General features: G+C 59.8%; 15 protein-coding genes. 8 read left to right on the top strand and 7 right to left on the bottom strand.

The window, feature by feature from the left end:
* Positions 1–60 precede the first annotated feature (60 nt).
* The 3 genes from K1X75_09615 to K1X75_09605 are packed head-to-tail and all read right to left on the bottom strand — an operon-like array spanning position 61 to position 2,740.
* On the bottom strand, positions 61–1,272 hold the full coding sequence (locus tag K1X75_09615) for an MFS transporter (GenBank protein MBX7058307.1): 1,212 nt from the start codon (positions 1,270–1,272) through the stop codon (positions 61–63).
* Positions 1,269–1,826 (bottom strand): aminoacyl-tRNA hydrolase, encoded by a 558-nt coding sequence (pth, locus tag K1X75_09610; protein MBX7058306.1) that lies wholly within the window; start codon positions 1,824–1,826, stop codon positions 1,269–1,271. The genes K1X75_09615 and pth overlap by 4 nt, the downstream gene beginning before the upstream one ends.
* Positions 1,823–2,740, bottom strand: a complete 918-nt coding sequence (locus tag K1X75_09605; protein MBX7058305.1) for an SH3 domain-containing protein — start codon at positions 2,738–2,740, stop codon at positions 1,823–1,825. Before K1X75_09605 ends, pth begins: the two co-directional genes overlap by 4 nt.
* A 40-nt stretch (positions 2,741–2,780) precedes the next feature.
* Between K1X75_09605 and dnaX the strand changes: the two genes are divergently transcribed.
* Complete coding sequence (gene dnaX, locus K1X75_09600) at positions 2,781–4,220, top strand: DNA polymerase III subunit gamma/tau (GenBank protein ID MBX7058304.1); 1,440 nt, start codon at positions 2,781–2,783, stop codon at positions 4,218–4,220.
* Entirely contained in the window at positions 4,217–4,549 is a 333-nt protein-coding gene (locus K1X75_09595) for a YbaB/EbfC family nucleoid-associated protein (protein ID MBX7058303.1), read from the top strand. The genes dnaX and K1X75_09595 overlap by 4 nt, the downstream gene beginning before the upstream one ends.
* Positions 4,550–4,585: 36 nt before the next feature.
* Here the strand turns inward: K1X75_09595 and K1X75_09590 are convergent, their stop codons facing one another.
* From K1X75_09590 to K1X75_09580, 3 genes are read right to left on the bottom strand one after another with little or no spacing between them, the layout of a single operon-like run.
* Positions 4,586–4,930 (bottom strand): hypothetical protein, encoded by a 345-nt coding sequence (locus K1X75_09590; GenBank protein MBX7058302.1) that lies wholly within the window; start codon positions 4,928–4,930, stop codon positions 4,586–4,588.
* Positions 4,931–4,932: 2 nt separating this feature from the next.
* Positions 4,933–5,493 carry an RNA polymerase sigma factor gene (locus K1X75_09585; protein ID MBX7058301.1) on the bottom strand — a complete coding sequence of 187 codons (561 nt, stop codon included), beginning with the start codon at positions 5,491–5,493 and terminating at the stop codon, positions 4,933–4,935.
* A complete protein-coding gene (locus tag K1X75_09580) occupies positions 5,477–5,983 on the bottom strand; it encodes a Spy/CpxP family protein refolding chaperone (protein MBX7058300.1) in 507 nt (168 codons plus the stop codon). The genes K1X75_09585 and K1X75_09580 overlap by 17 nt, the downstream gene beginning before the upstream one ends.
* 137 nt (positions 5,984–6,120) lie before the next feature.
* Between K1X75_09580 and recR the strand changes: the two genes are divergently transcribed.
* From recR to K1X75_09555, 5 genes are all read left to right on the top strand, one after another.
* Positions 6,121–6,714 (top strand): recombination mediator RecR, encoded by a 594-nt coding sequence (gene recR / locus K1X75_09575; protein ID MBX7058299.1) that lies wholly within the window; start codon positions 6,121–6,123, stop codon positions 6,712–6,714.
* A 65-nt stretch (positions 6,715–6,779) separates the two neighbouring features.
* Complete coding sequence (dcm, locus tag K1X75_09570) at positions 6,780–7,940, top strand: DNA (cytosine-5-)-methyltransferase (protein MBX7058298.1); 1,161 nt, start codon at positions 6,780–6,782, stop codon at positions 7,938–7,940.
* 62 nt (positions 7,941–8,002) lie between these two features.
* Positions 8,003–8,452 (top strand): hypothetical protein, encoded by a 450-nt coding sequence (locus K1X75_09565; protein ID MBX7058297.1) that lies wholly within the window; start codon positions 8,003–8,005, stop codon positions 8,450–8,452.
* A gap of 92 nt (positions 8,453–8,544) precedes the next feature.
* On the top strand, positions 8,545–8,928 hold the full coding sequence (locus K1X75_09560) for a nucleotidyltransferase domain-containing protein (protein ID MBX7058296.1): 384 nt from the start codon (positions 8,545–8,547) through the stop codon (positions 8,926–8,928).
* Positions 8,918–9,352 (top strand): DUF86 domain-containing protein, encoded by a 435-nt coding sequence (locus K1X75_09555; protein ID MBX7058295.1) that lies wholly within the window; start codon positions 8,918–8,920, stop codon positions 9,350–9,352. The genes K1X75_09560 and K1X75_09555 overlap by 11 nt, the downstream gene beginning before the upstream one ends.
* A gap of 49 nt (positions 9,353–9,401) precedes the next feature.
* Here K1X75_09555 and K1X75_09550 read toward each other — a convergent pair whose 3' ends face one another.
* A complete protein-coding gene (locus K1X75_09550) occupies positions 9,402–10,946 on the bottom strand; it encodes a hypothetical protein (GenBank protein MBX7058294.1) in 1,545 nt (514 codons plus the stop codon).
* 291 nt (positions 10,947–11,237) lie between these two features.
* Here K1X75_09550 and K1X75_09545 point away from each other — a divergent pair, with 291 nt between their 5' ends.
* Positions 11,238–12,131 (top strand): hypothetical protein, encoded by an 894-nt coding sequence (locus K1X75_09545; GenBank protein MBX7058293.1) that lies wholly within the window; start codon positions 11,238–11,240, stop codon positions 12,129–12,131.
* Positions 12,132–12,213 lie beyond the last annotated feature (82 nt).

Raw genomic sequence — 12,213 nt, 5'->3', positions numbered from 1 at the left:
TGGCATTGCGCTTCAAGCGAAAAGCGATCTTAGCGCCGCCCTGTAGCAAGCGCTTTGCGCTCAGTCGTAGGCGCGTAGATGGCCAAGCAATGCCGCCGCTGCCAGCGAACAGGCGGCCAGAAATAGGCCTGTAGCAACCAGCCCGGGACCGGTCCCGTGCAGCGCGTCCGCAGCGCGCCCTGAGAAAAACGCGCCCACCCCCGGCATCAGCTGGAAAAACATTCCATAAACTCCCATCACGCGCCCGCGCATGTGGTCCGGCGCCGCTACCTGCACTGCCGATGGGATCAGCGCGCCTAGCAGTCCGCCGCCAATGCCGGCCAGAGCCAGGCAGATGGCGGCAATACGCCAATCCTGAGAGCTGCTGCTGGCCGCCAGAAAGAGGCACATCGGCGCCGCGGCGGCCAGCATCACCCGTCCGCGATGGCGCACTTGATGCAGAATCCTGGCCAGAATTCCGCCCAGCAGCAAACCGAAACCAAGGGCCGCCATCAGTCCGCCGCGCCCCGCTTCGTCGAGGCCCAGCGTATGCCGCGCATACTCTGGAACCAGCGCCTGGATCGGTCCTACCACCATGAACACAATCATCTGCAGCACGATCATTTCCCGAATCAAGGGCGCGCTCCAGGAATAGCGCAGGCCTTCGACAAAGGAAGCCAGGACATTTTGAGCCTTGCCGCGGATGTACTCGGTCGGACGCACCGGCAGCAGCGTGGCAAATGCAAACAAGTAGGCAATTGCTGTGACCAACAGCGTGCCGTTCCAGTCCAGACGTTGCCGCAGCTGTCCGGCAATTGGCGGTCCAAAGCCAAAGCCCAGAATAATAAGTACATTTAATATAATCGTCGACCGACCGGCGCTGCCCTCCGGAACCAGATTGGCCAGCACCGCCAGGCGCCCGGGAATCAGGAAGGTCAGGCCAATTCCGTTGAGCAGACTGATCAGGATCAGCAGCCAGCGCGTATCCGCTTGTAAGATGCCGCTTGAATGCAACCAGTAGAGCGCCCAGGTCGAAACTATGAAACAACACTGTGCGCCAAACATGACGGCCATTCGAGAAATGCGATCGAGCAAGGCGCCGGCAATCAGGCCGAAGACCAGCGCCGGCAGATTGTTGCACATGACCACCAATCCGGTGAAGCCATGCGAAGCGCCCAGGTCGCCGGACAGGAGCACCAACGAGTAGATCAACATGTTGGCGACCAGCAGGGTCGAAAAGCTGTTGAAATAAAAGAATAGCAGCGAGCTTGTCGAGGGCGAAGTCCGGGTCATGGCGCTTGCTCCGCAATCCACAGTTCGATCATTTTCAGAGCGCGATCTAACATCTCTGGCAGCGCCGACTCCTGTTCATCGCTGAACTTTGCCAGCAAGTAGTCGGCCAGGCCGCGATCTTCAGGTCGACCTACGCCCAGGCGCAGCCGATGAAAATCGGCGCTGCCGCCTTGATCGATAATATCTCGCAGTCCGTTGTGGCCCTTGTGACCGCCGCCCAGCTTGAAGCGCATTTCGCCAAAGGGCAGCTCGCTTTCATCATGCAGCGCGAGCATTTGCGCTGGCGCGACCTTGTAGAACTTCATCGCCGGCGCGATACACTCGCCGCTGTTGTTCATGAAATCCTGGGGCTTGATCAGCACCAGGTCGCGCTCAAGATCTACGCCTCGCCAGCGGGCCACGACGTACAGCGATTTCCACTTTTTTTGGTCGACCGTTGCGCCCAACGACTCCGCCAATCGGTCCACGGCGCGAAAGCCGATGTTGTGCCGCGTCCTGGCGTAGCGACTGCCGGGATTACCGAGACCCGCAATCAGCAGCGGTTTGCCGCTCACGGCACTGCTCGCAACGAGCCATTTTCGTAGACAAAGCTGTGGCTTCGTCCGTTCAATACAATCAGCAGACGATCCGGAAGGCGCGCAGGCAGGTGTGCAGCATCAAGCGGCGCCTGGATTTCCAGACGCCCCTCGCCCGCATCTCGCACGACAGGCGTCCCCTGGATTTTGATTTCAGTTTGCACCGGTTTCTGACTGACCGAAATGTCCAGACAGGCATCGCGCAGACAGACGCGGTGTTCTTCGCCGGTCAATTCATCATCGCCGCAGGGCTCGGTATTGCTGTGGGAGTATACGCGCTCTCGGCTGCCGCTTGCAGCATCCAGCAGCTCCCAGCCGATCGAGCCGCCGCCACAGTCGCCGATGTAGCTGTGAATCCAGATCCGGCGACGATCGAACCAGCCAAAAGGGCCCACGGCCTCAACCTTTGCCGCAAGGCTGCCATTTTTTCGATATACCTGAAGCACACAATCCCCGCCACTGTAGCCCTCGGCGCAGGCCTCGCCGCTAACAGGCTGTGCAGACGAGCGCGAGAGAATGTAATAAAAGTCTCCGCCCGGCGCAATCACTCGGTCGTTGCTGGAGGAAGGCTGCCTGCTGCTGGCAGTTAATCCATCGATCGCTTTCAGATAGCCGGAAAAGGCCCAGCCGTCAATCAGACGCGGACCATTCTGCCAGCGCACCTTTTGCCAGCGACCGTCGATGCCATCAATCACAACGCGCTCCGACCCGTCTTCCAGCCATTGCAAGTGCGAACCGGACGGCGCCAGAGCGACCGCCGGCGCGCTGAGCGAAGGCTGAGCTCGCAGGCGCAGTCCGGACTGTGCAGTCACTTCCAGCTCGCGCGGCGCGCTTTCTGCTTTGCAGGCGATGACAGCGAAGATGATTGCAAGGAGCGCCTGGCGACTGTGCATCGGGACAGCGAGCCCGGGGCGATCCTGCAGGCAATCGAATTTGGCAAAGCCTGCGGCGCTCGCTGCAGCGTTCAAAACCGTTGACCGCGCTCTCACGCCAGGTTGTGCTGACGCTGTGGAGAGTGCAGCCGAGCATCGGGTCCTGGCCCGCAAGTATCGCCCGCAGAAGTTCGGCGAAGTGGTCGAGCAGGAGACGACGGTGCGCGCTTTGCAAAACGCTCTGGCGCACGGGCGACTGGGATCGGCCTATTTGTTTTTTGGCGCGCGCGGCGTCGGCAAGACCACTATTGCGCGCATTCTGGCCAAGCGCGTCAATTGCAGCAATGTTCAGGACGGCGAACCCTGCGACCGCTGCGAATCTTGCCTGTCAATTTTGAACGGCTCGGCGCTGGACGTCATCGAAATCGACGCCGCTTCCAATCGCGGCATTCACAACATACGCGAGCTGCGCGAGAATGTACGCTTTCAGCCAATGGCCGCCAAAAAGAAAGTCTACATCATCGACGAAGTACACATGCTCACCACGGAGTCTTTCAATGCCCTGTTGAAGACGCTGGAAGAGCCGCCGGCGCATGCCCTGTTTATTCTGGCGACAACTGAACTGAACAAGATTCCGGAGACGATCCTCTCGCGCTGCCAGGTATTCAATTTCCGCAAAGCGCCCTTGCGCGTCATCCAGGAGCACCTGCGGCAGCTCTGCGCGCGCGAAAAAATTCAGGCGGAGGATGAAGCGCTGTTCTGGATTGCTCGACGCGGCGACGGTTCCTTTCGCGACAGTCTGTCCTTTCTTGAGCAGGCCATGGTCTACTGTGGCGCAGAGATCAGCGCCGAAAAGGTCAAGACGCTGATCGGTCACACGCCCAATGAGCTATTTGTTGCGCTGACTTCCAGCCTGCTGGATCCTTCGGCCGCGGCCGACCAGGTCGTACGGCCGGTGCACGAGGTGTTCTCCGCCGGCGGCGATCTCAGTCGCTTCATATGGGAGTACCTTGATTTTCTGCGCGTTGCTCTGTACTTGCGACGCGGAGTGGATGACGCCGAATTCCTGGGCGCGCCGCAAAGCGAGCTCAAGCGCATCCAGGAGGGCCTCGACGGCGTCGATCCGCAGCAACTGGCGCGCGTATTTGACCGCATCTATGGTCTTTTGACGCGCAGCTTTGCCCTGCGTCTGCGCAACTCCTACGAAACGCGAGTGTTGATTGAAATGGAGCTGCTGGAAATTCGAGAACTACTGCTGCGGCCAAGCATCAGCGGGGTGATTCAGAAGCTCAACCAGATGAGCGCCGCCATCCAGCAGGAAGTCAGTGGCAAAGCAACGGCGCCGCGGTCGAGCGAGACGCCCGCCGCTGCCGCGCCAATAGCCGCCGCGACGCAGACAGAGGACTCCGCGCAATACTCGGCAGAGTATGCATTGATGCAGCAGTTCCGCGGCGTGGTAGTGGATCCGGCGGAGGCGCCGCGACTGGAGAGCGATCCATGAGTCAGATGGATTTTACGAAGATCTGGGAGAGCATGGGTCAGATGCGCTCGCAGGTGGAACAGATCAAGGCCCGTGTCGATCGCATGCAGATTGTGGGCGAGGCTGGCGCCGGCATGGTGCGCGTCACAGTCAACGGCGAGGGCAAGGCCTTGAAGATCGAGATCGACCCTGTACTGCTTTCCGCTTCTGAAAAGCCAATGCTGGAAGAATTGATTGTCTCCGCCATCAATGATGCTGCAGCGCGCGCCCGGGAAACCCTGAGCAACGAGCTGCGCCACGTGGCTGGCGGCGCAGGCATTCCCGGCCTGGAGAAGCTCTTCGGTCTCTAAGCTTGCCTCCCCCGGCAGGGCCAGTTGCTCTCGCGGTCAACGCGCGGCCAGAGCGCCATCGATGATCTGGTCTGTTTCGCTCCACATTTCATTGTGGTCCGGCACGCTGCGCGCCTCAAGCAGCTCGCTTTCATAGCGCACAATCTCGGCGTCGCTGAGCGCCATTTCGCCAGAGGCATTCTGGATCCAGCGCGTCACGACAAAACCCAGCAGCAATGCGACGATTGCTGCGGCCGCTGATAGCATCCAGGCTGGAACGCGAGTTTGCCGACGGCGCGCTGCGGCTACAGCTACACGCCGCGCCATCGCCCGGGGAAACTGTGTATCGCTCTCCAGCCGGGCCAGCGCCTCTTCTACCGAATTCTGATGGTTTGCGGACATATTCATTTCCTCCCGGTGTTGGCCTGCTCGCGCGCCAGAAGCTCTCGTCCGCGGGCCAATCTGGACTTTACCGTTCCTGCCGCCAGGGACAGCCGTCGGGCAATGTCCTTCAGACTGAGACCCTGAAGTCGCAGCTGCATAGGCTGGCGAAAATGTGGCGGCAAAACGGCGGTCTGCACCTCCAGTCTGCTGCGCAAATTCTCGGCATTCCCGTCCAGCGGGTCATCGCGCCTCTCCAATTCCGAAGATAGCTCTGACTGCGCCGTTTGAGCTGCTGCAAGAATCAGCCGCGTGCGACGCCTGGCGCTGCGCGCCGCTTTGCGACTTTCATTGCGCGCCGCGACGTAGAGCCAGCGTTGCCTGCCGTCGCCCTCCGGCAGACTGCGATGCTGGAAGTGGAGGTAAAATCGAAGGTAGGTTTCTTGCACAACGTCCTCCACCGCATGTCCAAGATCCGCCGGCAAATGCCGGCGGATCGACTGGAAAACCGTTGCTCTGGTTTCGTGGATGATTTCTGCGAGTTGCGCTTCGGTCACCAGGACGGCCTCACATTGGATCTTCATCCGGTCCCGGTCCGGGACCGTCATCGTCGCTGCGACCTGGATGCTCGGGTCGCATAGCGCGCAATTGCTGGCGCTGTTGTGGCGTGAGCAGCGCCTCGAATTCCAGGCGCTCCTGGATGTGCAGCATGCGCAACTCTACGTGGATGGCGCCCAGCTCCTGCAGTTTGGCGCGTACCGCCTCCAGGTTGACCTGATCGGCCTGCAGCATTCCGCGCAACTGATCGCGCAGCGGCCGCATCGCTGCCAGTTGCGTTTGCGACTGTGTACGAAAACGGTCGCGGATTTGTTCCGCCCTTTGTTTCTGCTCGGCTGTCAGGTGCAGGCGCGCCGCCAGTCGATTGAGATCCGGACCTTGCGGACCATGATGCTCCGGCCTGCCGTGATGCTCCTCGCGCGTCGGCCGTCGATTTGGATCGGCGGCCAGTCCCGCTACGCTTCCCAGAGTCATTCCGGAGATCAACAGGCCGGCTACGATATGCTTTGTACTCATTGCTTCGCCTCCTTCAGCGAATCTGCAGCTTTAAACCCGGCCGGGGCGGAAGGTTCCCGTTTTTTATCAGGACGGAGGCTCGGGCGAAAATACGATTGCGGCACAAGGGCGCCATGCCAGCTAGAATCCGTCGACTGATGTTTCCGGCCCTGGACAATGCTGTACGCCTGCTTTCTACCCTGCCCGGGATCGGCGAGCGCAGCGCTTTGCGCATCGCGTTTCATCTATTGAAAAGCGATCGGCAGCAGGTCGCCGAACTGGCAAGCGCGCTCACAAACTTGTGCGATCAGGTGCAATTCTGCCGGCAATGCGCCTCCCTGGCCCAGCAGGAACTCTGCGAACTGTGCAGCGATCCGCAGCGCGATGCCAGTTTGCTTTGCGTTGTGGAAGAGCCTGGCGACGTCTACGCCATCGAACGCACCGGCGAATTCAAGGGACTCTACCATGTGCTGATGGGCGCGCTTTCGCCGCTGGACGGCGTTGGACCACAAGATTTGCGCCTGAATGAACTCTTTGCACGTATTGAGTCCAGCGCCCCGGCTGAACTCTTTCTGGCCACCAACCCGACGCTGGAGGGCGACGCTACGGCGCGCTACATTCAGGATCGTTTGCGCGGTCGCAGCCTGAAACTGACGCGCATCTCCCACGGCATCCCCACCGGCGCAGCCATCGAATACGCCGATCGCAGCGCTCTGGCGCGCAGCGTGCGCGCTCGCACCAGCCTGGAATAGCAGTCCGGCAGGAAGACAGTCAGCGCAATCTGACTTATGTCACACAGTCCTGCTATGCTCGGCCCATGAAAAACAGGGACCCGCTTCGTTTGCAGCGCGATCAGAAATTTGCAGGCCGTCTTCGCACTCAGACCGACATTAGATTCAGAGTGAGCGCCCCGCAGTCCCCCCTATCCTTCATTGATCTTTTTGCCGGAATTGGAGGCTTTCGATTGGCCTTCGAACGCTTCCAGCTTCGCTGCGCGTTTTCCAGCGAATGGGATCGATTTGCCAGGCGAACCTATTCGGCAAACTTTGGCGAAGAGCCGGCCGGCGATATCCGCGCCATTGCCGCCGAGGCGCTGCCGCCCTTTGATATTCTGGCCGCCGGCTTTCCCTGCCAGGCCTTCAGCATTGCCGGCGTATCCAAGAAGAACGCTCTGGGACGCGCCCACGGCTTTCTTGATGAGACACAGGGCACGCTGTTTTTCGAGGTGGCGCGCATTCTGCGCGACCGTCGACCGATGGCCTTCCTTCTCGAAAACGTCAAGAACCTGGTTTTCCATGACGGCGGCCGCACCTTCGAGGTGATCCGACGTTCGCTGGCCGACGAGCTTGGCTACCATGTAGATTATCGCATCATCAACGCCGCTCATGTTCTGCCGCAGAATCGCGAGCGGATCTTCATTGTCGGCTTCCGCGAAAAGGGACCGGCGCAGGTCTTCAAGTTCCCGGACTTCAAGGGGCTGCCCACGCCGCGCATTGGCGACTTGCTGGAGCACAATGTAGACAGCCGCTACTACCTGTCTGATCGGTTGTGGAAGTATTTGCAAGAGTATCGCGAGAAGCACCGTCAGGCCGGCCACGGCTTTGGCTTTGGTCTGGTCGAACCGGACAGCATCACGCGCACGCTCTCCGCGCGGTATTACAAAGACGGATCGGAGATTCTGATTCAGGACGATCCGGCGCGCAATCCGCGTCGTCTTACGCCGCGCGAGTGTGCGCGCTTGATGGGCTTTCCTGATAGCTACAAAATTCCCGTCTCCGATACCCAGGCCTACAAGCAGTTTGGCAACTCCGTTGCTGTGCCTGTGGCTACAGCGGTGGCCGCTTCGATGCTGGCGGCCCTCGCGCAGGCAAATCTTTCGGACAGCGGACTTGCGCCGCAGGCCGGGGCTGCGCGTCCCGCTGCAGCAAAAGCAGCGGCTGCAAAAACCGCGGCAAAAGGCGGTCGCAAGATCGCCTGAGCGGCGCAGGCCGGTCGCTCAAAGCTCAGGCGCCGCGGACCGTCGCTTTCACTATTGCATCGATGTTTGCCGCGCACAGCTCCAGTTCAGCGGCAAAGCGCGCCGCTTTAAGTATCCTTTACAGCTTTGTTGTCATCGCACTTTGCAATGGCGGCATCTTGATGCTGGCTGAACTGACGCGCGGGCAGGCCCTGGCAGTGCAGACGCCTGAGGATTTTGCGCCGCGCGCTGTGCGCTGGCCGATGATCCTGCCCGAAAGCCTGGCAATGCCGACCCTGGGATTGCTGGTCTACCTGCTGCTGGCAAAACTATTTCCACGGCAAGCGCTGACGATCTTTGCGCTGCTGCTTGCTCTGATCACTGCCGTCTGGACCTACGGGCCGATCGTTCAGGGCGCCGATATCGCATCGAAGATCCTGCTCAGTCTCACCCACCTGGTGATTGCCGGCGTGTTGCTATTCGACGCCTGGCGCTGGCAGCGCAGTCGGCAGCGCATGCTCGATCCAAGCTAGCTGTGAAATTTGCGCAGCAACGGCGCCGGCCAAATCGAGCGCCTGCACAGCTTAAAGTTTGACCGCTCTTTTGCGATAAACCATTCTGGACCGTGCCCGGCATCGATCAAATCCGACAGAGACTGCGGCCGGTATGGGAGGCGCGGGGAGAACTGATTGCGCTCTGGATATTCGGTTCGGTCGCTGAAGGACGGGCCGATAAGCAATCCGATGTCGATCTGGCAGTTCTCTTGCGGGAGCAGCTGAGTCTGTACGACCAGGCTCTACTGGCCGAGCATTGCATGAACGCCCTGGGTCGCGAGGACGTCGATCTCGTAGACATACGAAGCGTAACTCCCCTCCTGCAGCATCGCATTCTGACCCGCGGCGCCATTCTCTTTGAACGAGATCCAGTGGCCCGTGTGAACTTTCAAACGCAGGCGCTCTCTATCTACTTTGACCTGCTGCCCTGGCTGGAACGGGCCTATGCCCATTGACGTCGCCGTAGTGCAGCGGCTGCTGGCAGTAGTCCGCAAGAACCATCGGATTGTGGCGCACTATCGCGATCTGCCGCGGCTCGAGCTGGCTGCCGAACCTGGACGAATGCTTGCGATCCAGCATGGACTGCAACTGGCAATTCAGGCATTGATTGATCTGGCTCTGCACATCGCCAGCGCCGCCGGCGCGGCGCGCCTCGAACGATATCGCGATGCTGTCCGGGCCCTGTCCGAAGAGAAGATTGTTTCGCCGGAAGCTGGCGAGCGCTTGCAGGCCATGGTCGGTCTGCGCAATATTCTGGTCCACGGCTATACCGATGTCGATGAAGTTCGACTGCTGGAACTTGTCGACCAGCGCCTGGACGACTTTATTACCGTAGCCAATCAGATCGAGGAGGCTCTGAAAAGCCGCGGTCTGCTGTGAATTTAGAGCCGCTCCCAAAACTCTGCGGATGGAGTTTTGGGACGAACCTTTAAAGATCGCCGCTGGCATTGATTCTTGCCGTGAAGAAATCGAAGTCGCCCACGCCGACAAAGGGCAAGTTCGGCGTCTTTCCCTGAATTGTCGGCGCACCGGCATCGGCGTAGCCGTGAAGCATAAGTCCGCCGTCCAGCGTCGGCGCCATCGCAGTAGCCGCATCGTCGCCGCCAGCGCCGCCAATCATGGTGTACCACTGAACTGTTCCCGATGGATCAAGCTGAATCGCCAGCATATCATAGACGCCGGCGAAACTGTTGCGCGGAGTCTTGCCGCCAAGGGCGGCGATGGCGCCGCCGGCATAGCCAGCGACGAAAAGCTCATCGCTACGACTGAAGGCTGCAGCATTCAAGGCATCGGAACCGGCGCCGCCCAGTATGGTGTACCACGCCAGTTGCCCGGCGCTATGATAACTCAGGGCAATGCCGTCCGTCATGCCGGCGTAAGCATTCAGCGGCGTCTGACCGGAGACGCTTGCCACATTTGCGCCGATTGTACCGACCGCCAGCAGCTCGCCGCTGGAGCTTTCGCTGATGCTGCTCAAGCCGTCGCTGCCGGCCCCTCCGGCAAAGCTGAACCATTCGGCGCGGCCAGCGCCATCAAGGCGCAGCAGGAGGCCATCGTTCGATGCTGAATAGGGATTCAGCGGCGATAGACCATTGAAGCTGGGAATGTTTGCCGCGGCAGAGCCGACCACGGCCATGCCGCCGGAGGCAAGGACCGCGATCCCGCGAAAGGAATCATTGCCAGCGCTGCCAAAAAAGGTATACCAATTCAAACTACCATTGCTGTCCAGTTTGCAAAGCAGGGCATCGACGCCGCCGGCGTAGGGACTGAGCGGCGTGCGGCCCTGCATCGTGGCGATGTTGGCGCTGGCATCGCCGGCGATTGCCAGCGTTCCGTCCTGCAAAGTCGTTGCCGAATAGGCGCCTTCGCCGCCGGCTACGGCGCCCAGGAAAGTGTACCATTGTGGCTGCCCCGCGCTCGAGAGCTTTGCCACCAGCATGTCACTGAGACCAGCATAGGCGTTGAGCGGCGCAAGTCCGGCAAGCGACGGTATGTCGCCGCTGGATGATCCGACCAGCACAAAGCCGCCGTCCGCTGTTTCCGTGATTGATGCAAGGCTCGATCCGCCGACGCTGCCAATGAAGCCATACCACAGCACGCGGCCGTTGTCGTCCAGACGACTGACCAGAAGATTCTGGCTGCAGCACTGGTAAGGAAGCAGCGGCGTCTGTCCGTCCAGCGCCGGAATATCGGCGCCGGATGTGCCGCCAACAATGCTTCCGCCATTGGCCGGCAGGCAGAGCGCGTAGCCGCTATCGCCCACGTTGCTGCCGATGTACTCATAGTAGCTGCCGGGCGTGGTCGGTCCGCCCTGGCATGGACGAAAGGTCCGTGCGCCATAGATCAGCAGCGCTGCCAGCGGATTACAAAGCGGATCGGTCGCCCGGCACTCATAGCGCACACATGCCGCGATTTGCAGCATCAAAAACAACAACGAGCTCGATAGTCGCAGGATGCCGACCCTGGTTCGCATACGCAATCAGCATTGCATATTGCGCCGGACGTGGCAACAGGGAGAAACTCCCCAGGCGCGGATGGGACTGGACTACGGAAAGGCGCGCATTAGCTGCGCAACAGTCCTAGCAGTTCCTGCACGGCCGCATAGTATCCCCTCTGCTCGCTCGGTTGAAGCCCCCACGCCGCGGAAGCAACTAACTATAAGCGCGATACCAGAAACCAACGGAGCGCTTGAAACTGCATTGATCCAACCCGGCTATCCAGGCGAATTGTTCCGATGGATAGACATCTTCTCCTGCGACGACTGGTGGAAGTCCGCCTGTTATTAGAGCTCGCTTCAGAGATTCAAGATCGGCCGGAACCGGCCAATAATTTCGCGCTGCTTCAATACCATGATGCCGTTGAGTTGCTTCTTTGCATCGGGGCGGAGAGGCTGAACATTACTCCGCCGCATGAGCTAGACAAGTATTGGCAACTCCTGGAAAAGGCCGACGTCCATCTGGGCCGCTGGCAACCTTCCGTTAAGCAACTCTGCAGGGCAAGGAATAGCTACAAGCACCATGGGATGGCGCCCTCTCCCCAAGTACTTACCGAATGCGGTCAAATCGCCCGCTCCTTCGTAGAGAACGCCACTAAGACTCTAACCGGTATCCCTTTCGCCGAAGTGCGCCTTTCTCTGTTGGTACAATGTTTGCCGTCACGCCACCGCCTGGACGCTGCAGAAACCCGCGCTGCGCGCAGGCAATGGCAAAAGAGCGCAAAGCACTTTGCTCTTTCTCTTGCGAACCTCCTCGAAGCGTTTGAGGAGAATCAAGCGATGTCAGCACGATCGCCATATTTCTTCGGCGAAGACATGACAGCACTCAATGCGCGGACGCTAAATTTGGACCCGGCGGTCGATCCGACAGCTAGTGCAGAGATAAGGGAACCGATCTCGCACTTCGTAGATGCCGTTGGAAGTACTCTGAGAAAAATACAACGGGCATTGAACGTCATAGCGATGGGCATAAACTATCCGCAATACGTTCGTTTCAATAGGTTGACACCGAAGGTGCGAATGAATGAAGCCGGGCGCTTCGAGGTACGCGCAAATACCCCCTCCAGTTTTTGCTATACTGATGCTGAGATCGGATTCTTGGGCCGATTCATCGTCGATGATAACGTGCCGATTCTTTCGCAAATAGGAGCGGGTTCCACCTGACTCAAGCGCTTGCCGACTCCTGCGCTTCGCCTCTTAATAGATCAATATTCAAATACTTCCGCGATGTCCACTGCGTTCCAGA

Source organism: Leptospirales bacterium, assembly GCA_019694655.1.
Lineage (GTDB): Bacteria > Spirochaetota > Leptospiria > Leptospirales > Leptonemataceae > SSF53.
This window is presented reverse-complemented; position numbering and strand designations above follow the sequence as displayed.

What these genes read in the sequence shown, in the direction of transcription:
- recR (MBX7058299.1), top strand. Translation starts at nt 6,121, where the DNA reads ATGTTTCCGGCCCTGGACAATGCTGTACGCCTGCTTTCTACCCTGCCC.
- K1X75_09565 (MBX7058297.1), top strand. Translation starts at nt 8,003, where the DNA reads ATGTTTGCCGCGCACAGCTCCAGTTCAGCGGCAAAGCGCGCCGCTTTA.
- K1X75_09580 (MBX7058300.1), bottom strand. Translation starts at nt 5,983, where the DNA reads ATGAGTACAAAGCATATCGTAGCCGGCCTGTTGATCTCCGGAATGACT.
- dcm (MBX7058298.1), top strand. Translation starts at nt 6,780, where the DNA reads ATGAAAAACAGGGACCCGCTTCGTTTGCAGCGCGATCAGAAATTTGCA.
- K1X75_09590 (MBX7058302.1), bottom strand. Translation starts at nt 4,930, where the DNA reads ATGTCCGCAAACCATCAGAATTCGGTAGAAGAGGCGCTGGCCCGGCTG.
- K1X75_09555 (MBX7058295.1), top strand. Translation starts at nt 8,918, where the DNA reads ATGCCCATTGACGTCGCCGTAGTGCAGCGGCTGCTGGCAGTAGTCCGC.
- K1X75_09550 (MBX7058294.1), bottom strand. Translation starts at nt 10,946, where the DNA reads ATGCGAACCAGGGTCGGCATCCTGCGACTATCGAGCTCGTTGTTGTTT.
- K1X75_09585 (MBX7058301.1), bottom strand. Translation starts at nt 5,493, where the DNA reads ATGAAGATCCAATGTGAGGCCGTCCTGGTGACCGAAGCGCAACTCGCA.
- K1X75_09615 (MBX7058307.1), bottom strand. Translation starts at nt 1,272, where the DNA reads ATGACCCGGACTTCGCCCTCGACAAGCTCGCTGCTATTCTTTTATTTC.
- K1X75_09605 (MBX7058305.1), bottom strand. Translation starts at nt 2,740, where the DNA reads ATGCACAGTCGCCAGGCGCTCCTTGCAATCATCTTCGCTGTCATCGCC.
- K1X75_09595 (MBX7058303.1), top strand. Translation starts at nt 4,217, where the DNA reads ATGAGTCAGATGGATTTTACGAAGATCTGGGAGAGCATGGGTCAGATG.